Here is a 23,147-nt window from a genome sequence, read left to right as displayed (position 1 = left end):
TCCGCCGGCCACCTCAACCCGTACGTTCTACGACGTGAGCGTTGTGAACGGCAGTCCCACCTCCTTGCTGCTCGGCGGGCGGATCCACAGTCCGAGTCACCCGGAGGCCACCGCGATGGCAGTCCGCGGCGAGCTGGTGGTCTGGCTGGGCAGCGACGAGCTCGGTCGGGAACAGTTCCCGCAGGCCGAGGTGGTCGAACTCGACGGTGCATTGGTCACCCCGGCGTTCGTCGACAGCCACGTGCACCTCACCGAGACCGGGCTGTGCCATGTCGGGCTGGATCTTCGGCCGGCAACCTCGGCGCAGCACTGCCTGCAACTGATCGCCGACTACGCCGCCGCCCACCCCGGGGAGCCGATCCGCGGACACGGCTGGGACGAATCCGGCTGGCCGGACGCCCGGGTCCCCGACACCGCCGCCATCGACGCCGCGGTGGGGGACCGGCCGGCCTACCTGTCGCGGGCGGACGTCCACTCGGCGCTGGCATCCACCGCGCTGCGCAACCTGGTGCCGTCGAGCACGGCCGATCCGGCTGCGCCGCTGACCGGTGATGCCCACCATCGGGTCCGGGCCGCGTCGGGACGGTTGCTCACCGCCGCGCAACGCGCCGAAGCCCGGGCGGCGGCGCTGGCTGCCGCCGCCGCGGCCGGGGTCGTCGCGGTTCACGAGTGCGCCGGCCCGGACATCGGCGGCGCCGACGACTGGCGCGAGTTGCGAGCCGTGTGCGACAACGGCAGCGGCGTCGAAGTCATCGGCTACTGGGGCGAAGCGGTCCGCAGCGCCGATCGGGCGCGCGAGCTGATCGCCGACACCGGCGCTCGCGGGCTCGGCGGCGACCTTTTCGTCGACGGCGCCCTGGGCTCGCGCACCGCCTGGCTGCATGAGCCCTACGCCGATGCCCCCGGCTGCACCGGGGTGCGCCATCTGGACGCCGACGCGGTCACCGCACACCTGCGGGCCTGTACCGAAGCCGGCGTCACCGCCGGGTTCCACGTCATCGGCGACGCCGCGGTGTCCTCGGTGGTGGCCGCGCTGGAGCAGGTGGTGGACCGGTACGGGGTGGCTGCGGTCGCCCGCTGCGGCCATCGGCTGGAGCACCTGGAGATGGTCAGCGCCGAGCAGGCCGCCAAGCTGGGCGCCTGGGGCGTGATCGCGAGCATGCAACCGGCTTTCGACGCGCGCTGGGGCGGCGCGGACGGCATGTACGCCCAGCGCCTGGGCGCCGAGCGAGCCGCCGGGCTGAACCCTTTCGCGCTGTTAGCATCCCAAGGCGTGCCCCTCGCGTTCGGTTCCGACAGCCCGGTCACCGGCCTGGATCCCTGGGCCGCGGTGCGCGCCGCTGCGCACCATCGCACGCCGGGCAGCGCGATTTCGATGCGGGCGGCATTCGGCGCCTCGACTCGCGGCGGCTGGCGGGCCGCCGGTGTCAACGACGGCATCACCGGCACCTTGGTCCCCGGAGCGCCGGCGTCCTACGCGGTCTGGGAGACGGGCAGGCTGGCCGTGCAGGCGCCCCGCGACACCGTCCAGCGATGGTCGACCGATCCCCGCGCGCGGGTGCCCGCGTTGCCGGTGCTCGACGCCGGAGCCAGCCCCCGATGCCGTCGCACGGTCCACCGCGGGGTGGTTCTGTATGGCTGAGAACGGCGAACCGGCCGGGTCGGCTCCCACCGCCGATCACGGTGGTGGGGAACCCGCCCGGACCGGACCGAACCGGGCCGAAAGGCTGGCCCTCGCCGCCGCGGACCGCTGGGCGCAGTTGGCCGCCGCGGTGGGCGCCGGCATGCTGTTGCGCTCCAGCTTTCCTCCGCTGAACTGGTGGTGGGCCGCAATCCTGGCCTTCGCCGCGCTGAGCTGGGTGCTGATCCGCCGGGAGACCACCGTCGCCGGCGGCTTCGGGTACGGCCTGCTGTGCGGCCTGGCCCTGTATCTGCCGCTGCTTCCCTGGGTGGGTGGGCTGGTCGGCTCGCTGCCGTGGCTGGTGCTGGCACTGACGTGCGCGCTGTTTCCCGCGCTGTTCGGTGCAGCGGCTGTCGTGGTGCGCTCCCTGCCCGGTTGGCCGATCTGGTTCGCGCTGCTGTGGGCCGCGCAGGAGTGGGCGAAGTCGGTCTTCCCGTTCGGCGGATTCCCTTGGGGCGGAGTCGGATACGGCCAGACCGCCGGACCGTTGCTGCCCCTGGTCGCCCTCGGCGGGGTGCCCCTGCTGTCGACCGGCGTGGCGCTGCTCGGATGCGCCGGCACCGCCCTGACCATGGAGATCGTGCGGTGGGTGCGCAATCCACCGGCGCCCGGTCGCGACCAGCGCCCACCGGCGGTTCTGGTACCCGGCCTGTGTATCTGCCTGGTGATGCTGACCGCTGTCGTGGTGTGGCCCGGCGTTCGTCGTTCCGGTGCCGGGGCCGGCGACGACCCGGCGATCACGGTGGCCGTCGTGCAGGGCAACGTGCCCAGGCTCGGGCTGGACTTCAACGCCCAGCGCCGCGAGGTGCTGGACTACCACGTCCGTGAAACCCTGCGGCTGGCCGACGATGTCGCGGCGGGACGCGCCCCGCAGCCACTGTTCGTCATCTGGCCGGAGAACGCCTCCGACATCGATCCGGTGACCAACAGCGACGCCGCCCAGCAGATCACCGCCGCCGCGCAGGCGATCGACGCCCCCATCCTGGTGGGCACCGTACGCGCCGCTGCCGGGTGGAGCCCGCAGAACCCGGTGGCGTCGAATTCGGTGCTGGTGTGGGATCCGCGCACCGGCCCGGGGGACAGCCACGACAAGCGGATCGTCCAGCCGTTCGGGGAGTACCTGCCGTGGCGCGGGTTCTTCCGCCGGCTCTCCGGCTACGCGGACCGGGCCGGGTATTTCGTTCCCGGCCACGGTGACGGGGTGGTGCATGTCGCCGGTGTCCCGGTCGGGGTCGCCACCTGTTGGGAGGTGATCTTCGATCGCGCGCCGCGTCAGTCGGTGCTCGCCGGCGCCCAGATGCTGGCTGTGCCCACCAACAACGCCACCTTCGACGAGACGATGAGCGAACAACAACTGGCGTTCGCCCGGGTCCGTGCGGTCGAGCACAACCGCTACGTGGTGGTCGCCGGCACCACCGGGATCAGCGCGGTGATCGCTCCCGACGGCCGGGAGCTGGCGCGCACCGCCTTCTTCGAACCCGCCTATCTGGACGGCCACCTGCGCCTCAAGACCGCACTGACGCCCGCGACACGGTGGGGGCCGGCGCTGCAGTGGGTGCTGGTTGGCGCAGCCGTTGCTGCCCTGCTGGCCGGCATACGGCAAAATGGAAACTTCATGCGCGATCGGTTTGGCCGACGCCATTTCAAGCGGGGCCGCACCGGCGCCGATGCGAAGAACGGGAGGAGCGGCGCCGATGAATGAGCGTCCCAGCCTGCACACGTTGGTGGTCATCCCCACCTACAACGAGTTGGAGAATCTGCCGATCATCCTCGATCGGCTACAGCAGGCTCGCCCCGATGTGCACATCCTGATCGTCGACGACGGCAGTCCGGACGGTACCGGGAAGCTGGCCGATGAGCGGGCTGCCGCCGATCCCGCCCGCATCCACGTGATGCACCGGAGCTCCAAGGCGGGACTGGGCGCGGCCTACCTGGCCGGGTTCGCCTGGGCGCTCGACCGCAACTACGAGGTGGTGGTCGAGATGGACGCCGACGGCAGCCATGCGCCCGAACAGCTCTACCGGTTGCTCGATGCCATCGACGCGGGCGCTGACCTGGCAATCGGCTCGCGCTACGTCGACGGCGGCGCGGTGCGCAACTGGCCGGTGCGCCGGCTGGTGCTGTCCAAGACCGCCAACACCTATGCGCGTCTGCTGCTCGGCGTCGGGATCCACGACATCACCGCCGGATACCGGGCCTACCGCCGGTCGGTCCTGGAGAAGATCGGTCTGGACGCGGTCGATTCCAAGGGGTACTGCTTCCAGGTGGACCTCACCTGGCGGGCCGTCAACAACGGGTTCACCATCACCGAAGTGCCGATCACGTTCACCGAACGGGAACTCGGCGTGTCGAAGATGAGCGGCTCGAACATCCGCGAAGCGATGGTCAAGGTCGCCCAGTGGGGGATCGGCGGCCGGCTGAACCGGCTGCGGGGCGCCCGGGGCTAGATCATCGCGGCAGCCGGGGCTGCCGCGACGGGCCGGCGCGGACTCAGCCGCGCCGCTTCGTCTTGATCAGGTCGAGGCGCTCCTTGAGCAGTTCTTCGAGCTCTTCGACGGAGCGGCGCTCCAGCAGCATGTCCCAGTGGGTGCGCGGCGGCTTGACCTTCTTCGGCTCGGGCGCATCGCCCTCGAGCAGGGTGCCTTCCAGGCCGTTGCGGCACATCCAGGTACCGGGGAGCTCCGCGTCGTCGGCGAAGGGAACCTCGAACTCCTCACCGTTGTCGGTGCGGTAGCGCGCCATGCGACGCGGCGCCAGGTCGTGGTTGCGGTCGGTCTCGTAGCTCACGGCTCCCAGCCGACTGCCCCGCAGAACACGATCAGCCATGACCACTCTCCTTAAAACCTGTTCAGTGAAATATGCCTCAGGATTGCCAACGCGAGCGGACCCTGCGAAGTTCCCGGCGCACGTGGCGAGACCTCTCATGATACCGGGGGGATCGCCGCCGGCGGACTAAGGTGTTCAACCGTGCCTCGCAGTCCCCGCACCCAGCCGTGCCGATGGTGCGGTCGTGACGTGGGCGACGCGGGGATCGGGCGCCGTCGCCAGTACTGCCGCCAGTCCTGCCGTCAGCGCGCTTACGAACAGCGCGCCTTGATCGCCAGCGGCAAGACCACCGCGCTGGCACCCGATTCGGTGGTGCTCTCCGCCGACGAGGCGACGGCCCTGTCCGACCGGATCTACCAGGTCCGGTGCGCCGCTGAGGACATCGCGACCGCCCTGCGTGAAGACGCGCCCCGCGAGGAGCTGACCCAGCTGTGCGACACGCTGTTGCAGGCGGTCGACTCAGCGGACCGCTGGCGCTGATCCTCAGCTGGCACAGCTGAACAGCTTGCCGGCGTCGGCCGGCGGTGGCACCGACTGCAGGCAGCCGAACGTGGTGATGCCCTCCGGGCTGATCAGTGCCGCCGCGCGGTGCGCATAGTTGACGCAGAACAGCCCGACCCGGTCGGCCCGGCAGCGGTAGTCGGCGAAGGACAGCGACGAGCCGTCGGGCAGCACGGCGCCGTTCCCGTGCACAAACCGTCCCGGATCGCCGTGCGCGGACCCGACCCGCAGCGTGTTGCCGCCGAAATCGACCCAGCCGCCCTTCCACTCGCCGTAGATGTCGTCGGGCTGCGGAGTCGGAGTCACCAGGTCCACCACACAGGACAACGCGCTGTCGGCGGAACTGGAATCGGTCATGCAGAAGGTGTCGCGCCGCGGCGCGGCCGGCACCGTGAACGCGACATCGTCGATGAGGTCGGTCACCTCGCCGTCGCGGATGGCGGTGTGAAAACTCGCGGCGTCGACCGGACGGGCGGTTTCGATCCAGGTGATCACATCGGAGATCGACGCGCCGGCCGCCGGCGGGCCCACCGGCTTGGCCGAGGTCGTCGTCGCAGCAGCCGACGACGGAGCGGTGCGGGATGTGGCCGGCGCAGACGACGTCGGCTCCGGTTCGTGCAGGGTGGCCCCCGAACATCCGGTGGTCAACAGCAGTACGGCGATCAGCCCGCTACGACGCATGCCGTTAGGCTAACCGGCCCTGCTCAAGCGGCGGTCCAGCCGCGCCTCTCCTTCGTCGAGGTTCGCTAACCGCCGCCGCGTTCGCTACCGTTCGCCTCATGCATAACCACCCTGTGCAGGCCAGCATCGCCACCGGAGTGGTGGAGGGTTTCGCCCGCGACGGAGTGCGCAGATGGCGGTCCATCCCTTATGCCCGCCCGCCGGTCGGTCCGCTGCGATTCCGGGCGCCACAACCGGCCGAGCCGTGGTCGGGGGTTCGCCATTGTCACGGATTCACCTACTGCGCGCCGCAGCGCCGGTTGTACACCGCGCTGGGGCCCGGCCGTTTCCAGCCGACCGGTGAGGACTGCCTGACGCTCAACGTGGTGGCGCCGGAGGACGGCGGCGACGGTCCGTTGCCGGTGATGTTCTTCATCCACGGCGGCGGCTACATCCTGGGCAGTTCGGCCACCCCGATCTATGACGGGGCGGCGCTGGCCCGGCGCGGCTGCGTCTACGTCTCGGCCAACTACCGCCTGGGTGCGCTCGGCTGCCTGGACCTGTCGTCGCTGTCGACCCCCGAGGTCACGGTGGACAGCAACCTGTACCTGCGTGACCTGGTGCTGGCGCTGCGCTGGGTCCGGGAGAACATCGCGACGTTCGGGGGCGACCCCGACAGCGTCACCATCTTCGGGGAGAGCGCGGGCGCACACGCCGTCGCCACTTTGCTGGCGGTTCCCTCGGCGCAGGGCCTGTTCGCCCGGGCCATCGCCGAAAGCCCGGCTGCGGGTCTGGTGCGCAACACCGAGATCGCCGCGGCGTTCGCCGAGCGATTCGCCGCGCTGTTGGGAGTCCGCCCGGGCGACGCCGCCCAGGCCCTGCTGCGGGTGTCGCCGGCTGAGCTGTTGGACGCCCAGGACCGGCTGATCGACGACGGCAACCGCGACATGCTGGGCGCGTTCCCCATCGGACCGGTCTGTGGCGACGACGTGTTGCCGGTGGAACCGGTGGAGGCGATGCGGCAGGGGTCGGCGCACCGGGTTCCGCTCATCGTCGGCAGCAACGCCGAGGAAGGACGCTTGTTCACCCGGTTCCTGAAGATGCTGCCGGTCGATGAACCGACGGTCGAGGCAGTGCTGGCCGGGACGGATGCGACGGTGCGCGAACGCATCATCGCCGCCTACCCGGACTACCCGAAGCGGTCCGCGTGCGTGCGGCTCGGCGGCGATTTCGCGTTCAATGCAGCGGTGTGGCAGATCGCCGAGGCCCACGGTGCTCATGCCCCCACCTACGTCTACCGCTACGACTACGCGCCGCGGATGCTGCGCTGGTCGGGTATGGGCGCCACGCACGCCACCGAGTTGTTCGCGGTGTTCGACATCTACCGCAGCGGAGGGTTCGGCCGGCTACTGACCGCCGGCGCGGACCGGCGCACTGCGGTTCAGGTCAGCAAGCAGGTGCAGCGCCGCTGGGGCGCGTTCAGCCGGGCGGGGGTGCCCGGCGAGAACTGGCCGGCCTACTCCGCCGACGAGCGCGCGGTCATGGTGTTCGACCGCAGAACCCGGCTGGAATACGACCCGGCCCCGGAGCGCCGGAAGGCGTGGCAGGGCTTCACCCTCGCCCACTGAGCATCCGGGCAGGAAGTTCAGTCCCGGGTGACCCGGGTGCCGCCGGCCAGCTCGTCGTGCTTGCCCTGCTTGGTCGGACTGCCGCTGATGGTCACCGCGATCACGATGTAGGCGATGAATGCCAGCAGCGGACCGACGTAGGGGACGACGGCCAGCAACGTGAACGAGTTGCGCAGGGCCGACTGGGCAGCCGTCGGTTTCGACACACCGTCCGGTCCGCGTACGTGCAGACCCAGCAGCCGCTTGGCCGGGGTGGCCCCCTGGGTGACCTCGAACAGCACGAAATAGCCGAACGTCAGCGCCCCGGAGAACAGGCCGGTCACCAGGAACGGGTAATCGTCGGAGAACACGAACACCGACAGGAAGAACGACACGACGCCCACCAGCATCCCGTCGAGGACGCGGGCCCAGAACCGTCTGAGCAGGCCACCCGGCCGCTGCGCCGGACCGGGCGGGGGTCCCCAGGCCTGCGGCGGCGGGTAACCGCCGGGCTGGCCGTAGCCGGGGCCATAACCGGGCCCCTGCGGCCCGTAACCGGGGCCGTTGGAGCCGTAACCAGGTCCGTAACCGGGACCGTTCGGGCCAAAATCGCCGGTTGTCATCAGATCCGCTCCTGACCACGTTGGTGTTCGCCAATGTACCGTGACGCGCACAGGCTCGATGGCTCGATCGGTTTCTGCGGAGGGCGAAACGGTGATGTACCGGATCGCGGTGGTGCTCATCGTCGCAGCGCACCTTGGGTTCCTCGGCTACGTCGTGGTCGGCGGTTTCCTCGCCCTGCGCCGGCCGCGCACCCTGTGGCTGCACGGTGTGGCGGTCGCCTGGGCTCCTGGGTGCTGTGCGGACGAGAGCTGCTGCGCCGCCGGCGATACTGTGGACGCATGCGGGCGCTGGTGATCGTCGACGTGCAGAACGATTTCTGCGCCGACGGGGCACTGCCGGTGGCCGGAGCCGACGCGGTCGCCGACGCCATCAGGCGCTACCTGCGGACCCCGAGCGGCCGGACCCGTTACGCCCACGTGGTGGCCACCCAGGACTGGCACATCGATCCGGGGCCGCACTTCTCCGCGCATCCCGACTACCAGAACTCTTGGCCGCCGCACTGCGTCGCGGGAAGTCCCGGCGCAGCCCTGCACCCCGCCCTGAGCGCCGCCGGTATCGAGGCGGTGTTCCACAAGGGTTCCTACAGCGCGGGTTACAGCGGCTTCGAGGGTGTCGACGTGCATGGCTGTTCGTTGGGCGACTGGTTGCGCGAACACGATGTGGACAGTGTCGAGCTGGTCGGCGTCGCCACCGATCACTGCGTGCGCCGCACCGCCGAAGATGCGGTCCGTGAGGGCTTTGCCACCGCGGTGCTGCCGCACCTGACCGCCGGGGTTACCCCCGATTCGACGGCCGCCGCCCTGACGGCGATGCGCAGCGCCGGTGTCGCGGTGCTGGAGGCGGCCTGATGACCGGCGCCACGGCCGCGGAGCTGCTGGCGGCGGTCGAACAGTCTCCGGCTGCGGCCGCCGCGCACGATCGGGCCGGCTGGACCGGGCTGTTCAGCGCCGACGGCCGGGTGGAAGATCCGGTGGGTGCGCGCCCGCATATCGGCGCCGAGCAGATCGGGCGGTTCTACGACACCTTCATCGGACCGCGCGACATCACGTTTCACCGTGACCTCGACATCGTGCACGCGAGTACCGTCATCCGGGACCTGCAGCTGGAGGTCGCGATGGGAGACGCGGTCACCATGCACATTCCGGCGATCCTGCGCTATGACCTGAACGAGTCCTCCGGGCAATGGAAGTTGGTGCGCCTGCAGGCCTTCTGGGAGCTTCCGGCCATGGTGCGTCAGTTTCTCGGCGCAGGTGCCGCGGCGGTGCCCGCCGGCGTCGGGCTGGCCAGAGCGTTGCTGCGCAATCAGGGACTGTCCGGCGCGGCCGGTTTCGCCGCCGGGTTCCGCCGGCCGGCCGGCGCGAGCAAGGACACGGTGCGGACGTTCCTCGACGCGCTCAGCCGCGGCGACGTCGCCACCGCCAGTGGCCTGCTGGCGCCTGCCGCCGCCGTCACGTGCGGTGATGACGCCGCGGTCGAGCTCACCGAGATCGGGGCGCTGCAAGCCGGCGCGCGCCCGGTCAAGATGGTGGCCGCCGGTGGCACGGTCGCGGTGTCGACCAGCTCTGCGCAGCGTCGCGCCGTGCTCTTCTTCGACGTGGCGGGCCGGGCCGGGCCCATCAGAGCGGTCCGCTGTTTCGCAGCATCCTGAGCTGCCCTGGCAGCGGCGATAAACTCGGTACGTGCCGAGCTTTCGTATCGCCGAAGTCGCGGAGCTGCTCGGGGTCAGCGACGACACCGTCCGCCGGTGGGTGGACTCCGGCCGCCTGCCGTTGACGGCAGGCAGCGGGCCCCGCACGGTCGACGGGGCGGAGCTGGCCCGGTTCGCCCAGGAGCGCGCCTCGGCCGAAGCGGTGTCACGCAGTCCGGTGGTGGGCCAGTCGGCGCGCAACCGGATGGCCGGGCTGGTCACCAAGGTCACCCGCGACACGGTGATGGCGCAGGTCGAGGTCCAGGCCGGACCGTTCCGGTTGGTCTCGCTGGTCAGCAGGGAAGCCGCCGACGAACTGCAGCTGGAACCGGGCAGCCTGGTGGTGGCCTCGGTCAAGGCCACCGACGTCGTCGTCGAACTGCCACGGCGGGCCGGTTCGGCCGGCGTCACCGAGTTGGGCTGACTCACGCCAGCAGTACCACCAGCGAGGCCGCCGACGCCAGCAGATACGCCGCCGGAAAGCCGATGTTGTGCAGCACCCCGGTCCGGACGTGGGTCGCGACGGCCCCGATGAAGAAGGCCACCAGCCCAACCGCAGCGGCGACACCGACCAGCGGAACGCCGGCCACACCGATGAGCAGTCCGAGCCCCCCGGCCAGTTTCAGCCCGCCCAATACCGGAATCCACGACCTCGGTACGCCGATCTCGGCCGAATTGGCCAGGACGAATTGCGCGGGAACGAAGTCCGCCACGGCGACGGCAATGGTGACGGCCGCGGTGACCACCACCGTCACCAGGCTCACAATCGGTACGCTCATGATGTTGCTCTTTCTGTCGTCGATGGGTGTGGCTCTATCCCTGTGACGACTCCCGGAAGGGAAAGGTGACCTATGGGCAACACCGACGGTTTGGCCCGACGGTTCGACGACAACCGCCACCGCCTGCACTCGGTGGCGTTTCATGTGCTCGGCTCGGCCGCCGACGCCGAGGACGCCGTCCAGGCGGCCTGGCTCAAGGCCAGCCGTGCCGACTTTGCGGCGGTGGACAATCTGTCCGCGTGGCTCACCACCATCACGGCCCGCGTCGCCGTCGATACGTTGCGCGCCCGCTCACGCCGCAGCGAGCAGCCCCTGCCGGACTCATCCGAGCTGAACGGCAGCGCGGCATTTGCCGTGCCCGCCGCCGACGAGGAGGTGTTGCGCGGCGAGGCGGTCAGCCGCGCCCTGCTGGTGGTGCTGGACCGGTTGTCGCCGGCTCAGCGGGTGGCCTTCGTGCTCCACGACGTGTTCGACGTGCCGTTCGAACACATCGGTGACGTGCTGGACCGCTCCCCGGACGCCGCCAAGAAGCTGGCCAGCAGGGCCCGGGCCCGCCTGCGCGACGCCTCGGGTGAGCCGCCGCGACGCCGCGCCGAACACCTGCGGGTGGTGAGCGCGTTCCTGGCCGCCTCTCGCGACGGCGACATCCCGGCCCTGCTGGCGATGCTGGCGCCCGATGTCGTGCGGCGGGTTGATCCGGTGCTGGTGGCCGCCGGGGTGCCCACGCAGATGCGCGGCGCCGCCGACGTCGCCCAAGAGACCCGAAGCTTCACCGGCCGCGCAGAGCTGGGCGCGGTGCTGATCGTCGACGGCGCACCGGGCATCGCGATCGCCCCCGGCGGTCGCCTGTATGCCCTGCTGCGCATCGGAATCGGCGAGGCTGGCCGTATTCACACCATCGACATCACCGGCGATCCGCAGCGGCTGCGCACCGCGACGCTGCACCTGCCGCGGGCTGATCTGCTGCCAGAACACGCGACAGCCGCTCGCCGCGGCCGGGTTCTGCTTTGATGGGTCACGCGAAACCGATGTGTGAGGGGGACAGCCCGTGACAGATCAGACCGCTGCGGCCGAGGAGACGACGGCCGAAGCGCAACCTCCGGCGGTGACGGCACGCGGCATCACGATGACCGGGCCGTGGGGGCGGGTGTTCGGGCCCCTGGACCTCGACATCCCGGCCGGCGGCGTGAGCCTGCTGATCGGTGCGCCCGGGTCCGGGCGCACCGCGCTGCTGATGAACCTCGCCGGCCGGATGAAGCCCTCCGCGGGCACGCTCACTGTGTTCGGCCAGAGCAAAGCCCGCGCCATCTTCGATCTGGCCGCGCTGGCCGGGATAGCCGAGCTCGATGAGATTTTCGAGTCGGTGAGAGTCGGGGACCTGATCACCGAGAAGATCCGCTGGGACGCACCGTGGTACCGCCTGGTGCGCCGGGCCGGTGACGCCGAGCGTGACGCGATCTGCGCCCCGGTCTTCGGCGATGTGCCGATGCCGCGACTGCACGACTACGTCGAGCACCTCGACGAGCTGACCGGCCTGCTGCTGCGTATCGCGCTGGCCAACACCAAGCGCCCACCGCTGCTGGTGGTCGGCAGCATCGACGAAGTCACCAACGACCGTGACCGCGCCACCCTGGTCCAGCGGTTGGTGGTCCTGGGCGGGCAGCAGACGGTGATCACCGCCTCGGCAAACGCGCTCGGCGAGGGATCCGGCGTCACCACGCAGATCGCCGTCGATGCCCTCGAAAGCGCCGAGCTCACCCAGGGCCGACACGAGAAGGGGAACCACTGAGCATGCTCGCCGGAATGTCGCTGGGAACCGACCTCAAACGCTATTCGCGGGGCACCATGCCGCGGCTGGCGCTGATCATCATCATCGTGCTGCCCCTGCTGTACGGGGCGATGTATCTGTGGGCGTTCTGGAATCCGTTCGCCGCCATCGACAAGATCCCGGTTGCCCTGGTCAACGAAGACACCGGTGCGCAGGTCTCCGACCAGCCGGTGCACGCCGGGGACGAGGTGACTCGCGCCCTGGTCGACTCCGGCCAGCTGGACCTGCACCAGGTTTCGCAGAGCGAGGCCGTCAAGGGGGTGTCCGACGGCACCTACTATTTCTCGATCACCCTGCCGGCCGATTTCAGCGCCGCCGTGGTGTCCCCGGCGGGACCGCATCCGCAGAAGGCGCAGATCCAGTTCCGGTTCAACGACGCGAACAACTATCTGGCCTCGGTCATGGGACAGAACGCCGCCCGTGAGGTCCTCAACGAAGTGAGCGCCAAAGTCGGCCAGCAGGTGATCGGCACCGCCCTGACCCAGGTGACCGACGAGGTCCGCCGGGCTGCCGACGGCGCGGGCCAACTCGCTGAGGGCTCAAGCGCTCTGGCCGCCAATCTGGGCACGGCGCGGGACGGTTCAGCCGCGCTCGCCGACGGAGTCCGCCAGCTGGCGACGGGCGTGCACCAGGCCACCGACCCGTTGCTCAAGCTCACCGAAGACCTGGCCGCCAAGGGGTTCGACCCCAATGCCGCCGGCGCGGCCGCCGCCGGCCTCGGTGCCGACCTCTCGACGCTGACCGACCGGATCGCTTCGCTCAACGTCAACTACCAGCAGGCCGCCGGCGTCGTCGACCAGGTGGTCGACAGCCTGCGCGCCAACCCCGACCCCGCGGTCCAGGCACTGGCGGGCACCCTTGCCGGCGCCCAGCGGCTCCTGGACGTCGCGGGCATCGACCCGGCCACCGACGAGGGCCTGGCGCACCTGCGCGCCAACACCCAACAGCTGGAGAACGACCTCGCCGACCCCGGCAGCGGCCTGCGCACGTTCATGACGCATGCCCTCGACGGCGGCCTGCAAGCCGACCTGGTCGCGCTGCGCGACGGGGCGACCGCGCTGCAAGCCGGTGCGAATCAGCTCAGCGACGGGCTGGTCCAGCTGACCGACGGCAGCAATCAGCTCAAGGACGGTGCCGCGCAGCTGGCCGCGGGACTGGGCGAGGCCGATCAGCGGGCCTCGACGATCACCGACCAGCAACGCGTGCAGGTGGCGCAGATCCTGGCCAGTCCGGTGGGGGTGGATATGGACTTCACCCATCACGCCGCCACCTTCGGCACCGGATTCGCCCCGTTCTTTCTGCCGCTGGCGCTGTTCATCGGCGCACTCATCGTCTGGATGCTGTTGACTCCGTTGCAGACCCGCGCCATCGTCAGCGGTCTCGGTGCGTTGCGGGTGGTACTCGCCTCGTACTGGCCGGCCCTGCTGCTGGGCCTGTGCCAAGTGCTGCTGATGTATACCGTTGTCCACTTCGGGGTGGGGTTGCAAGCCCGGCACGCTGCCGGCATGGTGGCCTTTCTGGCGTTGATCGCCGCAGCGTTTTTGGCCATGATCCAGGCGTTCAACGCGCTGCTGGGGGTGGCCGTCGGCCGGGTCTTCACGTTGGCCTTCCTGATGTTTCAGCTGGTGTCGTCCGGCGGGGTGTATCCCGTGGAGACCACCGCGAAGCCCTTCCAGATCCTGCACCCCTACGACCCGATGACGTATGCGGTCAACGGGCTGCGCCAGCTGACCGTCGGCGGCGTCGACGAGCGGTTGTGGATGTCGGTGGCCGTGCTGGCCGGCATCCTGGTCACCTCCCTGCTCGCCAGCTCCTGGGCTGCCCGACGCGACCGCCAGTACACCCTCGAACGCCTCTACCCCCCGATCGAAGTGTGACGGCGGCGCCGGCGACACCTTCGGGCGGGCGAGTCCTGCCTCGGCGCACCGTGCTCCGGGGCGCGGGGGCGCTCGGTGCGGCCGCGCTGGTTCCGTGGACGCCGGCCTGCGGCACCAGCGACGACGCTCTGACGTTCTATTTCGCGGCCAACCCCGAAGAGGCCGACGCCCGGATGCGCATCGTGGCCGCCTTCGAACGCGAGCACCCCGAGGTTCGGGTCCGCACGATATTGGCCGGCGGCGATCCGACGCAGCAGATCTCGACGTTCTGCGCCGGCGGCAGGTGCCCGGATGTGCTGATGGCGTGGGAGTTCAACTTCGCCGGGCTTGCCGACCGCGGGGTGCTGTTGGACCTCAACGGCCTGCTGGAGCGGGATCGGCGGTTCGCGGCGGCGTTGCACGCCGACAGTCACCCGGCGCTGTATGAGACGTTCGGCTTCAAGGGCGGCCAGTACGCGTTTCCGGAGCAGTGGTCGGGCGCGTTCTTGTTCTACAACACCAGGATCTTCGCCGAAGCCGGTGTGCCACCGCCGCCGGGCCGCTGGGACCAGCCCTGGAGCTTCGACGAATTCCTCGCTACCGCAACCGCACTGACCCGCCGTTCCGGAAACGGACGGGTTACCCAGTGGGGCTTCGTCGACACCTGGTCTGCGCCCTATAGCGCGGCCCTGTTCGGCATGAACAACGGCACACCGTGGGCGGTACCGCGGGTCAACCCGACCCACCTCAACTTCGACGACGACGACTTTCTGGCCGGCATCCAGTTCTACGCCGACCTGGCCAACGTGCATCGGGTGGCGCCGGCCGCCGCAGACACCCAGTCGATCTCCACGATGGGCCTGTTCACCGCCGGCAAAGCCGCGATGGCACTCGGCGGCCATTGGCGCTACCAGACGTTCGTCCATGCCGAGGAGCTGGAATTCGATGTGGCGGTGCTACCGACCGGGCCCGGCGCCGCAGCCAAGGGCAGGGCGGCTCGATCCGCCATCGGCAGCACCGGTCTGGCCATTGCCGCCGGCAGTCGCCGCCGCGAACAGGCCTGGGAATTCCTCAAGTTCGCCACCGGGCCGGTGGGCCAGTCGCTGATCGCCGAATCCGGCCTGTTCGTGCCGGTGCTGCGTTCGGCGATCGCCTCACCGGGCTTCACCGCCGCCCACACCGGGATCTCCAACCTTGCGGTGCTGACCGGCGGGCCGGAGCATTCCGAGGGGTTGCCGATCACCCCGGACTGGCAGAAAGTCCACGCCCTGATGGACCGGGCCATCGGTCCGGTCCTGCGCGGCTCACGGCCCGCGTCGAGTCTCAAGCACGGCCTGACCCCGCAGATCGACGAAGTATTGGCCGCGCCATGAACCCGACCCCCAGCCGGTCCCGCGCAGGACGCTGGTTCATCGCGCCGAACCTGCTTGCCGTCGCGGTGTTCATGGCCTTCCCGCTGGGCTTCTCGCTCTATATGAGCTTCCAGCACTGGGACCTGTTCACGCCGCCGCAGTTCGTCGGCGCCGCCAACTACCGCGAGTTGTTCGACGGCGATCCGTTGTTCGCGATCGCGGTGCGCAACACGACGGTGTTCACGCTCGGCAGCGTGGTCCCGACGGTGCTTATCAGCCTTGCGGTGGCCGGACTGCTGAACCGCCAGATCCGGGGAATCGGCCTGTTCCGGGCAATCGCCTTTCTCCCGCTGGCGGTGTCGTCGGTGGTGATCGCGGTGGTGTGGCAGTTCGTGTTCAACACCGACAACGGGCTGCTCAACATCATGCTCGGCTGGTTCGGCGTCGCCCCGGTGCCGTGGCTCACCGAGCCGCACTGGGCGATGGTGTCGTTGTGTGTGGTCAGCGTCTGGAAGAGCGTGCCGTTTGCGACGGTGATCCTGCTGGCGGCCATGCAGGGCGTGCCCGAATCCCTGCATGAGGCGGCGCGCATCGACGGGGCGGGGGAGCTGCGCCGGTTCGTGTCGATCACGGTGCCGATGATCCGCGGCGCCGTGTGGTTCGTGGTGGTGATCTCGGTCATCAACGCGTTTCAGGCGTTCGACCTCGTCTACGTGCTCACCGGAAGCAGCGGGGGGCCGGAGACCGGTACCTACGTGCTGGCCATCATGTTGTTCCAGCAGGCTTTCGCCTTCCTGAACTTCGGCTACGCATCCGCGCTGGCCTGGGCGATGTTCGCCGTCCTGCTGGTGCTCACCGTCATCCAGTTGCGGCTGTCCCGCCGGAATGCGGTGGAGCAGTGACGCCCCGCCACGCCGCGCCACCGGGCCGGCACCGCATCGCCGGGCTGCTCGGCGCCTATACCGGGCTGGGGGCGGTCACCGCCTGCGCGCTGTTCCCGATTCTGTGGGCGCTGTCGGGCTCCCTGAAGCGCCAGGCCGAGATCAGCCAGCCCATCCTGGTTCCGGCCCATCCGCAGTGGTCGAACTACCTTGAGGTGTTCGCCCGCATGCCGTTTTGGCGAATGCTGTTCAACACCGTGCTCTACGCCGGTTGCGTCACCGCCGGGCAGGTGTTCTTCTGTTCCCTGGCCGGCTATGCCTTTGCCCGGCTTCCGTTCACCGGCCGCGACAGCCTGTTCGTGCTCTATCTGGCGACGCTGATGGTGCCGTTGACGGTCACGGTGATTCCGCAGTTCATCCTGATGCGGGTTTTCGGCTGGACCGACACCATGTGGGCGATGATCATCCCCGGGCTGTTCGGCAGTGCCTTCGGCACCTACCTGATGCGCCAGTTCTTCGCCACCTTGCCCGTCGACATGGAAGAGGCCGCCATCTTGGACGGCTGCTCGCCGTGGACCATCTATTGGCGGATTCTGTTGCCGCACGCCAGGCCCGCGGTGATGGTGCTGGCGGTGTTGACCTGGATCAATGTCTGGAACGATTTCCTGTGGCCGCTGCTGATGATTCAGCGCAAGGACATCGCCACCTTGACCCTCGGGTTGGTATGGATGCAGGGCGAGTACGTCGCCGAATGGCCGATACTCATGGCTGCGTCCATGCTGATGCTCGCGCCGTTGGTGGTGATCTACGCGGTCGCCCAGCGGGCCTTCGTCCGCGGGATCGCGGCGACCGGTTTCGGTGGACGGTAGTCAGGAGAACGCGGTGGCCTCAGTGACGTTCGACTCGGTGACCCGGCACTATCCGGGCACCGAACGCCGCGCTGTCGACGGCCTGGACCTGGCCGTCGAGGACGGCGAATTCATGGTGCTCGTCGGACCGTCGGGGTGCGGCAAGACCACCACGCTGCGGATGCTGGCCGGCCTGGAACCCGTTGACGGCGGGCGCATCCTCATCGGCGAGCATGACGTCACCGCAACCGATCCCGGCGGGCGCGATATCGCGATGGTGTTTCAGAACTACGCCCTGTACCCGCACATGACGGTGGCGCAGAACATGGGGTTCGCCCTCAAGGTCGCCAAGACTCCCAAGGCGCAGATCCGCTCCCGGGTGTCGGAAGCCGCTGAACTGCTGGGTTTGTCGGGTCTGCTGGGCCGCAAGCCCAAGGACCTCTCCGGCGGCGAACGCCAGCGCGTCGCGATGGGCCGGGCGATCGTGCGGCGCCCGCAGGTCTTTCTGATGGACGAGCCGCTGTCGAATCTGGACGCCATGTTGCGGGTGCAGACCCGCAACCAGATCGCCGACCTGCAGCGGCGGTTGGGGATCACCACGGTCTATGTGACCCACGACCAGGTCGAGGCAATGACGATGGGCGATCGGGTTGCGGTGCTGCGCGACGGAGTCCTGCAGCAGTGCGCCACTCCGCGCGAGCTCTACCGCACCCCGGCCAACGTGTTCGTCGCCGGGTTCATCGGGTCGCCGGCGATGAACCTGTTCACCGTTCCCGTCGTCGACTCCGCGGCGTCACTGGGCGGGTTCCGCATTCCGCTGCCGCCGGAAAGCGTTTCGCCAGCAGCGGAATTGACGGTCGGTATCCGTCCTGAGCACCTGAAGATCTCCGATCGCGGGATCGGCGTCGAGGTCGATTTCGTCGAAGAACTGGGCGCCGACACCTACCTGTACGGCGCGACGGCGCAGCGGACGGCCCGGCTGGTGGCCCGGGTCTCCGGCAACGTCGAGGTGTCACGCGGCGCCCGGTTGTCGCTCGGCTTCGACATGAGCGATCTGCACTTGTTCGCCGCCGACGGTACCCGGATCTGAGCCGGCCCGATTCTGCGGGCGGGGCCTTTAGTCGAGCAGCTGCCGCAGCACGTAGGGCATGATGCCGCCGTGCCGGTAGTAGTCGGCTTCGCCGGGGGAATCGATGCGCACCGTCGCGTCGAACTCGATGTCACCGGCCCGCACGTGCACGGTGTCGGGGATCGTCTCGCCCAGTGCGGTCACCCCGGTGATGTCGAAGGTCTCTTCGCCGGTAAGCCCCAGCGAGTCCGCGTCGGCGCCGTCGGGAAACTGCAGCGGCAGCACGCCCATGCCGATCAGGTTGGACCGGTGGATGCGTTCGTAGGACACCGCCAACACGGCTCGCACTCCCAGCAACGCAGTGCCTTTGGCGGCCCAGTCCCGCGAGGATCCCGACCCGTATTCCCTCCCCGCCAGAATCACCAGCGGGGTCCCGGCGGCGAGGTAGTTCACCGAGGCCTCGTAGATGGTGGTGACCGGACCCTCGGCCCGGCTGAAGTCACGGGTGAAGCCGCCCTCGGTGCCGGGCGCCAACTGGTTGCGCAGCCGCACGTTGGCGAAGGTTCCACGGATCATCACCTCGTGGTTGCCGCGGCGTGACCCGTAGGAGTTGAAGTCCTTGCGGTCAATTCCGTGCTCCGACAGGTACTTTCCGGCGGGGGAGTCATAGCGGATGGACCCGGCCGGGCTGATGTGGTCGGTGGTCACCGAGTCGCCGAGTTTGGCCAGGACCCGAGCCCCGGTGATGTCGGTGACCGGCGCGGGCTCGCGCGTCATGCCGTCGAAGTACGGCGGCTGGCGCACGTAGGTGGATTCGGGCTCCCAGGAGAAGGTGTCGCTGTCGGGCACAGCCAGCGAGCGCCAGCGCTCGTCGCCGGTGAAGACATCGGCATAGCTGGCGGTGAACATCTGCGCCTGCAGGTTGTCGTCCACCACGGCGGCGATCTCGGCGGCGGTGGGCCAGATGTCGCGCAGGTACACCGGTTCGCCGTCGCTGCCGGTGCCGAGCGGGTCGGTCAGCAGGTTGACGCGAAGGTTGCCGGCCAGCGCGTAGGCGACCACCAGCGGCGGCGAGGCCAGGAAGTTCATCCGCACTTCCGGATGGATGCGGCCCTCGAAGTTGCGATTGCCCGACAGCACCGAGCACACGGTCAGGTCCTGGTCGACGACAGCCTTGCTCACCTCGGGGATCAGCGGTCCCGAGTTGCCGATGCAGGTGGTGCAGCCGTAGCCGACCAGGTTGAAGCCGAGCTTGTCCAGGTAGGGGGTCAAGCCCGCCCGCTCGTAGTAGTCGGTGACCACTCGGGATCCGGGTGCCAGGGTGGTCTTCACCCACGGCTTGCGCGACAGGCCCTTGTCGACGGCGTTGCGCGCCAGCAGTGCCGCGCCCACCATCACCGAGGGGTTGGAGGTGTTGGTGCAGGAGGTGATCGCGGCGATGACCACGTCGCCGTTGTCGATCTGGGTCCGCGTGCCGTCGGCCAACTCGATCGGGGTGGGCGCACTGGGCCACGGGAGCTTGTCGCCGCCGGCCCACTGTTCCCGCGGGGTGCCTTCGGGTTGGGATTGACCGAACGCGATGGGGTCGCTGGCCGGGAACGAGTCCGCCGACGCCTTGTCCAGGTCCGACAATGCCTGGGCGGTCGATTCGGCACCGTCGAGCAGGGCGGCGACGGTCTGGGGGGCCAGCCGCAGCGGGATGCGGTCCTGCGGGCGTTTGGGGCCGGCGATCGACGGCTCGACGGCGCCGAGGTCCAGTTCGAGAGTCTGGGAGTATTCGGGATCGCGGTCCGGGTCATGCCACATGCCCTGGTCCTTGGCGTAGGCCTCCACCAGTTTGATCTGGTGCTCCGAGCGCCCGGTCAATCGCAGATAGTCGCAGGTCACGTCATCGATGGGGAAGATCGCGCAGGTGGCCCCGTACTCCGGGCTCATGTTGCCAATGGTGGCCCGGTTGGCCAGCGGAACGTTGGCCACCCCCGGACCGTAGAACTCGACGAACTTGCCCACCACCCCGGTGGCACGAAGCAGTTGCGCCACCGTGAGGACCAGGTCGGTGGCGGTGGTGCCCGGCTGCAGTTCGCCGGTCAGCTTGAGGCCGACCACCGGTGGGATCAGCATGCTCATCGGTTGTCCGAGCATGGCCGCTTCGGCCTCGATCCCGCCGACGCCCCAGCCCAGCACGCCCAGGCCGTTGACCATCGGGGTGTGCGAGTCGGTGCCCACCAGGGTGTCGGGGTAGGCGAGCGGTCCCTCCGCGCTGTCGCGGGTGAACACCACGCGGGCCAGGTATTCCAGGTTGACCTGGTGGCAGATACCGGTGTCGGGCGGCACCACCGAGAAATCGTCGAAGGCCTGTTGCGCCCACCTCAACAGTTGGTAGCGCTCGGCGTTGCGCTCGAATTCCAGTTCGGCGTTGATCGTGAAAGCGTCGGCGCGCCCGAAGACGTCGGCGATCACCGAGTGGTCGATCACCAGCTCGGTGGGGCATAACGGGTTGATGCGGCTGGTCTGCCCGCCCAGCTCGGTGATTGCGTCACGCATCGCGACCAGGTCGACCACGCACGGCACCCCGGTGAAGTCCTGCATCAACACTCGTGCGGGCGTGAAGGCCATCTCCCGGCCGTGTTCGGCGGCCGGGTCCCATGCGGCCAGCGCGCTGATCTGCTCGGCGGTGACCAGGCGGCCGTCCTCGTTGCGCAGCAGGTTCTCCAGAAGAACCTTGAGGCTGTAGGGCAACCGTGCTGCGCCACTGACCCGGTCGAGGCGCCGGATCTGATACGTGGTGTCGTCGACGCTCAGCCGGCCCCGGGTGTCGAAGCTGTCGTGGTTGCTGCTTTCGGCCATCGCAGGCCCCTCCCACCGGACGGATCGGTCACTACCGACCCTAGGGCCACGTCACCGCCGCGGCCAGGGGAAGAAGGCCGCAATCAGCCGTTCTGGGCGGCCCGCTCCAGAACCGGACGCTTGTCGGGGCAGTAGGTGTTGATCGATGCGCCGAGGAACTGCCAGGCCTGCACCTGGGTGCTGCCCTTCTGCAGGTTGGGGGTGATGAAGCGCACCGACTTGGCCGCGTCCCCGTCGAGTCCCTTGTCCAGACGCTCGCAGACGATCTTGCCCAGCCACGCGTTGTAGTCCCGCGGGCCGTAGATGCCGTAGGTGTGCAGTTCGCGGGCGAAATCGGTGTCCGGGTCGGCGTGGGCGGGCGCGGCCAGCGCCACGGCCACGCCCAGGACCGCTGCGGCGAGGGTCGTCGATTTCATGAGAGCAGTGTAGCCCCGTCTGCTTAGGTGAGCTTCCTTTGCCGGGTGCGGGGGAGCGGGGCCAAGCGCGCTCACCTGCGCGAATCGGAGCCCATCGACCGGCGCGCGCGGGCGCGATTGTGACGACGGCGACATAAGGAATTTATGAGGTTTATAAAATTGTGACTATTAGCCGAATTTCTCGTATTGTGTCTTCCCGTGGGCCGACACGAGTTAGCCAGCAAGCGGCAAAGGTCATCTGTTTTGATGGCTGCAGTCCTCGCACCAGCGGCGGTGTTCTTTGCTGTGGGCGGAAGCGCCAATCCTGTGGTGCCGAAAGAATCCGTTGCGGTGGTTGCTGAAGACAATTCACCTGGCGGAATGCAGCTTGTCGCGGCACCCGCCGCGACCCATGAAACGGGCACCCCGGCGCGGTTCTCGGCGGCATCGCGCACCCGCACCGTTTCGCGGTTCCTGCCGGCGGGAGTGGCCCCGGAGCGGGGCCTGCAGGTCCGGACCATCCAGACGGCCCGCAGCATCAGCGACGCCTTCCCGCAGATCCGCCAAATCGGGGGCGTGCGGTCCGACGCGCTGCGCTGGCACCCCAATGGGCTGGCGCTCGACGTGATGGTTCCCAACCCGACCAGCGCCGCGGGCATCGCGCTCGGCGATGAGATCGTGGCCTACGTGATGGAGAACGCCGACTGGTTCGGCCTGCAGGACGCCATCTGGCGCGGTGTGTACTACACACCCGGCGGCGGGGCGCAGCGTGGCGGATACGGCCATTACGACCATGTGCACGTCACCACCACCGGTGGTGGATACCCAAGCGGGGCCGAGGTCTACCTGCGCTGAGCGTCGGCGTCGTCGATGAAGAAGTCGATCAAGGGCTCCGGCCCGCCGCCGTAGCCGGACAGGTCGGTCACCCCGGCCTCGGTGAGCACCTGCGCGTCGATGAAGCACTGGCCGCTGGCGTCGCCGGCCTTGCGGCGCACGACCTCCGCGGCGGCGTCCGCCATGATCTGCGGGCTGCGCGACCTCTCGAGCAACTCGCCCCCGTTGGGAGTGTTGGCGACCGCTGACGTTGCGATGTAGGTCTGCGGCCACAGGCAGTTGCAGGCGATCCCGGCGTCGGCGTATTCGGCGGCCCAGCCCAGCGTCAACAGCGTCATCCCGTATTTGGACAGCGTGTAGGACGGGTGGATGCCCAGCCAGTACGGGTTCAGGTTGATCGGGGGAGCGATGGTCAGCACATGCGGATTGGCCGAGTGCCGAAGATGCGGCAGGCAGGCTTTGGTCAGCAGGAACGTTCCGCGCACGTTGATGTCCTGCATGAGGTCAAAACGCTTGGCGGACAACTGCTCGGTGGGCTCGGTCGCGATGGAGCTGGCGTTGTTGACGCACACATCGATGCCGCCGAACTTGTCCACCGCGGCGTCGATCGCCCGCTGCACATCCTGCTCGCTGCGCACGTCGCCGACGACCGCGAGGGCCCGGCCCCCGGCGGCCTCGATCTCGGCGGCCGCGGTGTAGACGGTGCCGGGCAGTCGCGGATGCGGCTCGGCCGTCTTGGCCAGCAGCACGACGTTGGCACCCAGCCGGGCCGCACCCAGGCCGATAGCCAGCCCGATACCGCGGCTTGCGCCCGAGATCACGACGGTCTTGCCGGAGAATTCGGCGCCTGTCACCTGCGGACTCCTCATCGT

Annotated in this window: 24 protein-coding genes; 17 read left to right on the top strand and 7 right to left on the bottom strand. The window is 69.3% G+C overall.

The annotated features are described in order from the left end of the window. The first annotated feature begins 115 nt into the window (after positions 1 to 115). Genes G6N14_RS07765 through G6N14_RS07755 form a run of 3 tightly spaced genes read left to right on the top strand, consistent with a single transcriptional unit; the run spans position 116 to position 4,128 of the window. Positions 116 to 1,642: an amidohydrolase gene (locus tag G6N14_RS07765; RefSeq protein ID WP_085135452.1), complete on the top strand. Its 1,527-nt coding sequence runs from the start codon at positions 116 to 118 to the stop codon at positions 1,640 to 1,642. Next, on the top strand, positions 1,635 to 3,383 hold the full coding sequence (lnt, locus tag G6N14_RS07760; RefSeq protein ID WP_085135351.1) for an apolipoprotein N-acyltransferase: 1,749 nt from the start codon (positions 1,635 to 1,637) through the stop codon (positions 3,381 to 3,383). The genes G6N14_RS07765 and lnt overlap by 8 nt, the downstream gene beginning before the upstream one ends. Beyond that, positions 3,376 to 4,128, top strand: a complete 753-nt coding sequence (locus G6N14_RS07755) for a polyprenol monophosphomannose synthase (RefSeq protein WP_179960813.1) — start codon at positions 3,376 to 3,378, stop codon at positions 4,126 to 4,128. The genes lnt and G6N14_RS07755 overlap by 8 nt, the downstream gene beginning before the upstream one ends. Before the next feature lie 43 nt (positions 4,129 to 4,171). Here G6N14_RS07755 and G6N14_RS07750 read toward each other — a convergent pair whose 3' ends face one another. Then, positions 4,172 to 4,507 (bottom strand): RNA polymerase-binding protein RbpA, encoded by a 336-nt coding sequence (locus G6N14_RS07750; RefSeq protein WP_085135349.1) that lies wholly within the window; start codon positions 4,505 to 4,507, stop codon positions 4,172 to 4,174. A 141-nt stretch (positions 4,508 to 4,648) separates the two neighbouring features. Between G6N14_RS07750 and G6N14_RS07745 the strand changes: the two genes are divergently transcribed. After that, positions 4,649 to 4,987: a hypothetical protein gene (locus G6N14_RS07745; RefSeq protein WP_109559774.1), complete on the top strand. Its 339-nt coding sequence runs from the start codon at positions 4,649 to 4,651 to the stop codon at positions 4,985 to 4,987. 3 nt (positions 4,988 to 4,990) lie between these two features. Here G6N14_RS07745 and G6N14_RS07740 read toward each other — a convergent pair whose 3' ends face one another. Beyond that, positions 4,991 to 5,689, bottom strand: coding sequence for a hypothetical protein (locus G6N14_RS07740; RefSeq protein ID WP_085135348.1), 699 nt, complete (start codon positions 5,687 to 5,689; stop codon positions 4,991 to 4,993). A gap of 98 nt (positions 5,690 to 5,787) precedes the next feature. Here G6N14_RS07740 and G6N14_RS07735 point away from each other — a divergent pair, with 98 nt between their 5' ends. Beyond that, positions 5,788 to 7,296 (top strand): carboxylesterase/lipase family protein, encoded by a 1,509-nt coding sequence (locus tag G6N14_RS07735; RefSeq protein WP_085135347.1) that lies wholly within the window; start codon positions 5,788 to 5,790, stop codon positions 7,294 to 7,296. Positions 7,297 to 7,313: 17 nt separating this feature from the next. On the opposite strand, the gene G6N14_RS07730 is transcribed toward G6N14_RS07735, so the two are convergent. Beyond that, a complete protein-coding gene (locus tag G6N14_RS07730) occupies positions 7,314 to 7,898 on the bottom strand; it encodes an RDD family protein (protein ID WP_085135346.1) in 585 nt (194 codons plus the stop codon). A 58-nt stretch (positions 7,899 to 7,956) separates the two neighbouring features. Between G6N14_RS07730 and G6N14_RS21465 the strand changes: the two genes are divergently transcribed. The 4 genes from G6N14_RS21465 to G6N14_RS07710 are packed head-to-tail and all read left to right on the top strand — an operon-like array spanning position 7,957 to position 10,010. Next, a complete protein-coding gene (locus tag G6N14_RS21465) occupies positions 7,957 to 8,193 on the top strand; it encodes a DUF2784 family protein (RefSeq protein ID WP_275986276.1) in 237 nt (78 codons plus the stop codon). Continuing rightward, positions 8,178 to 8,747, top strand: coding sequence for an isochorismatase family protein (locus G6N14_RS07720; protein WP_085135344.1), 570 nt, complete (start codon positions 8,178 to 8,180; stop codon positions 8,745 to 8,747). Before G6N14_RS21465 ends, G6N14_RS07720 begins: the two co-directional genes overlap by 16 nt. Then, positions 8,747 to 9,547, top strand: a complete 801-nt coding sequence (locus tag G6N14_RS07715; RefSeq protein WP_085135343.1) for a nuclear transport factor 2 family protein — start codon at positions 8,747 to 8,749, stop codon at positions 9,545 to 9,547. Before G6N14_RS07720 ends, G6N14_RS07715 begins: the two co-directional genes overlap by 1 nt. Before the next feature lie 31 nt (positions 9,548 to 9,578). Continuing rightward, the gene (locus G6N14_RS07710) at positions 9,579 to 10,010 is read left to right on the top strand and encodes a TOBE domain-containing protein (RefSeq protein ID WP_085135342.1); all 432 of its coding nucleotides are present in this window, start codon (positions 9,579 to 9,581) and stop codon (positions 10,008 to 10,010) included. Between the two features lies 1 nt (position 10,011). Here G6N14_RS07710 and G6N14_RS07705 read toward each other — a convergent pair whose 3' ends face one another. Next, the gene (locus G6N14_RS07705; RefSeq protein WP_085135341.1) at positions 10,012 to 10,365 is read right to left on the bottom strand and encodes a DoxX family protein; all 354 of its coding nucleotides are present in this window, start codon (positions 10,363 to 10,365) and stop codon (positions 10,012 to 10,014) included. Positions 10,366 to 10,437: 72 nt separating this feature from the next. On the opposite strand from G6N14_RS07705, the gene G6N14_RS07700 reads away from it, so the two are divergent. The 7 genes from G6N14_RS07700 to G6N14_RS07670 are packed head-to-tail and all read left to right on the top strand — an operon-like array spanning position 10,438 to position 18,220. Beyond that, positions 10,438 to 11,376, top strand: coding sequence for a sigma-70 family RNA polymerase sigma factor (locus tag G6N14_RS07700; protein WP_085135340.1), 939 nt, complete (start codon positions 10,438 to 10,440; stop codon positions 11,374 to 11,376). Positions 11,377 to 11,413: 37 nt separating this feature from the next. After that, complete coding sequence (locus G6N14_RS07695; protein ID WP_085135339.1) at positions 11,414 to 12,154, top strand: ATP-binding cassette domain-containing protein; 741 nt, start codon at positions 11,414 to 11,416, stop codon at positions 12,152 to 12,154. Between the two features lie 2 nt (positions 12,155 to 12,156). Beyond that, on the top strand, positions 12,157 to 14,070 hold the full coding sequence (locus G6N14_RS07690) for a YhgE/Pip domain-containing protein (protein WP_085135338.1): 1,914 nt from the start codon (positions 12,157 to 12,159) through the stop codon (positions 14,068 to 14,070). A 35-nt stretch (positions 14,071 to 14,105) separates the two neighbouring features. Beyond that, positions 14,106 to 15,422 carry an ABC transporter substrate-binding protein gene (locus tag G6N14_RS07685; protein ID WP_234808900.1) on the top strand — a complete coding sequence of 439 codons (1,317 nt, stop codon included), beginning with the start codon at positions 14,106 to 14,108 and terminating at the stop codon, positions 15,420 to 15,422. Next, positions 15,419 to 16,303 (top strand): carbohydrate ABC transporter permease, encoded by an 885-nt coding sequence (locus G6N14_RS07680; protein ID WP_085135336.1) that lies wholly within the window; start codon positions 15,419 to 15,421, stop codon positions 16,301 to 16,303. The genes G6N14_RS07685 and G6N14_RS07680 overlap by 4 nt, the downstream gene beginning before the upstream one ends. Continuing rightward, on the top strand, positions 16,300 to 17,151 hold the full coding sequence (locus G6N14_RS07675) for a carbohydrate ABC transporter permease (RefSeq protein WP_109559772.1): 852 nt from the start codon (positions 16,300 to 16,302) through the stop codon (positions 17,149 to 17,151). Before G6N14_RS07680 ends, G6N14_RS07675 begins: the two co-directional genes overlap by 4 nt. A gap of 13 nt (positions 17,152 to 17,164) precedes the next feature. Next, complete coding sequence (locus G6N14_RS07670; protein WP_085135450.1) at positions 17,165 to 18,220, top strand: ABC transporter ATP-binding protein; 1,056 nt, start codon at positions 17,165 to 17,167, stop codon at positions 18,218 to 18,220. A 27-nt stretch (positions 18,221 to 18,247) separates the two neighbouring features. Here G6N14_RS07670 and acnA read toward each other — a convergent pair whose 3' ends face one another. Next, complete coding sequence (acnA, locus tag G6N14_RS07665; protein ID WP_085135335.1) at positions 18,248 to 21,046, bottom strand: aconitate hydratase; 2,799 nt, start codon at positions 21,044 to 21,046, stop codon at positions 18,248 to 18,250. Between the two features lie 83 nt (positions 21,047 to 21,129). Further along, a complete protein-coding gene (locus G6N14_RS07660; protein ID WP_085135334.1) occupies positions 21,130 to 21,462 on the bottom strand; it encodes a DUF732 domain-containing protein in 333 nt (110 codons plus the stop codon). Positions 21,463 to 21,660: 198 nt separating this feature from the next. Between G6N14_RS07660 and G6N14_RS07655 the strand changes: the two genes are divergently transcribed. Next, positions 21,661 to 22,296, top strand: a complete 636-nt coding sequence (locus G6N14_RS07655; RefSeq protein WP_109559771.1) for a VldE C-terminal domain-containing protein — start codon at positions 21,661 to 21,663, stop codon at positions 22,294 to 22,296. Here G6N14_RS07655 and G6N14_RS07650 read toward each other — a convergent pair. Continuing rightward, positions 22,284 to 23,144, bottom strand: coding sequence for an SDR family oxidoreductase (locus G6N14_RS07650; protein WP_085135332.1), 861 nt, complete (start codon positions 23,142 to 23,144; stop codon positions 22,284 to 22,286). The two genes, G6N14_RS07655 and G6N14_RS07650, sit on opposite strands and share 13 nt — an antisense overlap. Between the last annotated feature and the right edge of the window lie 3 nt (positions 23,145 to 23,147).

This window comes from Mycolicibacter hiberniae (assembly GCF_010729485.1).
GTDB lineage: Bacteria > Actinomycetota > Actinomycetes > Mycobacteriales > Mycobacteriaceae > Mycobacterium > Mycobacterium hiberniae.
This window is presented reverse-complemented; position numbering and strand designations above follow the sequence as displayed.

Excerpts from the sequence above, each read along its gene's own strand:
- G6N14_RS07705 (WP_085135341.1), bottom strand. The coding sequence starts at position 10,365 with ATGAGCGTACCGATTGTGAGCCTGGTGACGGTGGTGGTCACCGCGGCC.
- G6N14_RS07750 (WP_085135349.1), bottom strand. The coding sequence starts at position 4,507 with ATGGCTGATCGTGTTCTGCGGGGCAGTCGGCTGGGAGCCGTGAGCTAC.
- G6N14_RS07730 (WP_085135346.1), bottom strand. The coding sequence starts at position 7,898 with ATGACAACCGGCGATTTTGGCCCGAACGGTCCCGGTTACGGACCTGGT.
- G6N14_RS07680 (WP_085135336.1), top strand. The coding sequence starts at position 15,419 with ATGAACCCGACCCCCAGCCGGTCCCGCGCAGGACGCTGGTTCATCGCG.
- G6N14_RS07735 (WP_085135347.1), top strand. The coding sequence starts at position 5,788 with ATGCATAACCACCCTGTGCAGGCCAGCATCGCCACCGGAGTGGTGGAG.
- G6N14_RS07700 (WP_085135340.1), top strand. The coding sequence starts at position 10,438 with ATGGGCAACACCGACGGTTTGGCCCGACGGTTCGACGACAACCGCCAC.
- G6N14_RS07715 (WP_085135343.1), top strand. The coding sequence starts at position 8,747 with ATGACCGGCGCCACGGCCGCGGAGCTGCTGGCGGCGGTCGAACAGTCT.
- G6N14_RS07765 (WP_085135452.1), top strand. The coding sequence starts at position 116 with ATGGCAGTCCGCGGCGAGCTGGTGGTCTGGCTGGGCAGCGACGAGCTC.
- lnt (WP_085135351.1), top strand. The coding sequence starts at position 1,635 with ATGGCTGAGAACGGCGAACCGGCCGGGTCGGCTCCCACCGCCGATCAC.
- G6N14_RS07720 (WP_085135344.1), top strand. The coding sequence starts at position 8,178 with ATGCGGGCGCTGGTGATCGTCGACGTGCAGAACGATTTCTGCGCCGAC.
- G6N14_RS07690 (WP_085135338.1), top strand. The coding sequence starts at position 12,157 with ATGCTCGCCGGAATGTCGCTGGGAACCGACCTCAAACGCTATTCGCGG.
- G6N14_RS07650 (WP_085135332.1), bottom strand. The coding sequence starts at position 23,144 with ATGAGGAGTCCGCAGGTGACAGGCGCCGAATTCTCCGGCAAGACCGTC.
- G6N14_RS07740 (WP_085135348.1), bottom strand. The coding sequence starts at position 5,689 with ATGCGTCGTAGCGGGCTGATCGCCGTACTGCTGTTGACCACCGGATGT.
- G6N14_RS21465 (WP_275986276.1), top strand. The coding sequence starts at position 7,957 with ATGGCTCGATCGGTTTCTGCGGAGGGCGAAACGGTGATGTACCGGATC.
- G6N14_RS07660 (WP_085135334.1), bottom strand. The coding sequence starts at position 21,462 with ATGAAATCGACGACCCTCGCCGCAGCGGTCCTGGGCGTGGCCGTGGCG.
- acnA (WP_085135335.1), bottom strand. The coding sequence starts at position 21,046 with ATGGCCGAAAGCAGCAACCACGACAGCTTCGACACCCGGGGCCGGCTG.
- G6N14_RS07755 (WP_179960813.1), top strand. The coding sequence starts at position 3,376 with ATGAATGAGCGTCCCAGCCTGCACACGTTGGTGGTCATCCCCACCTAC.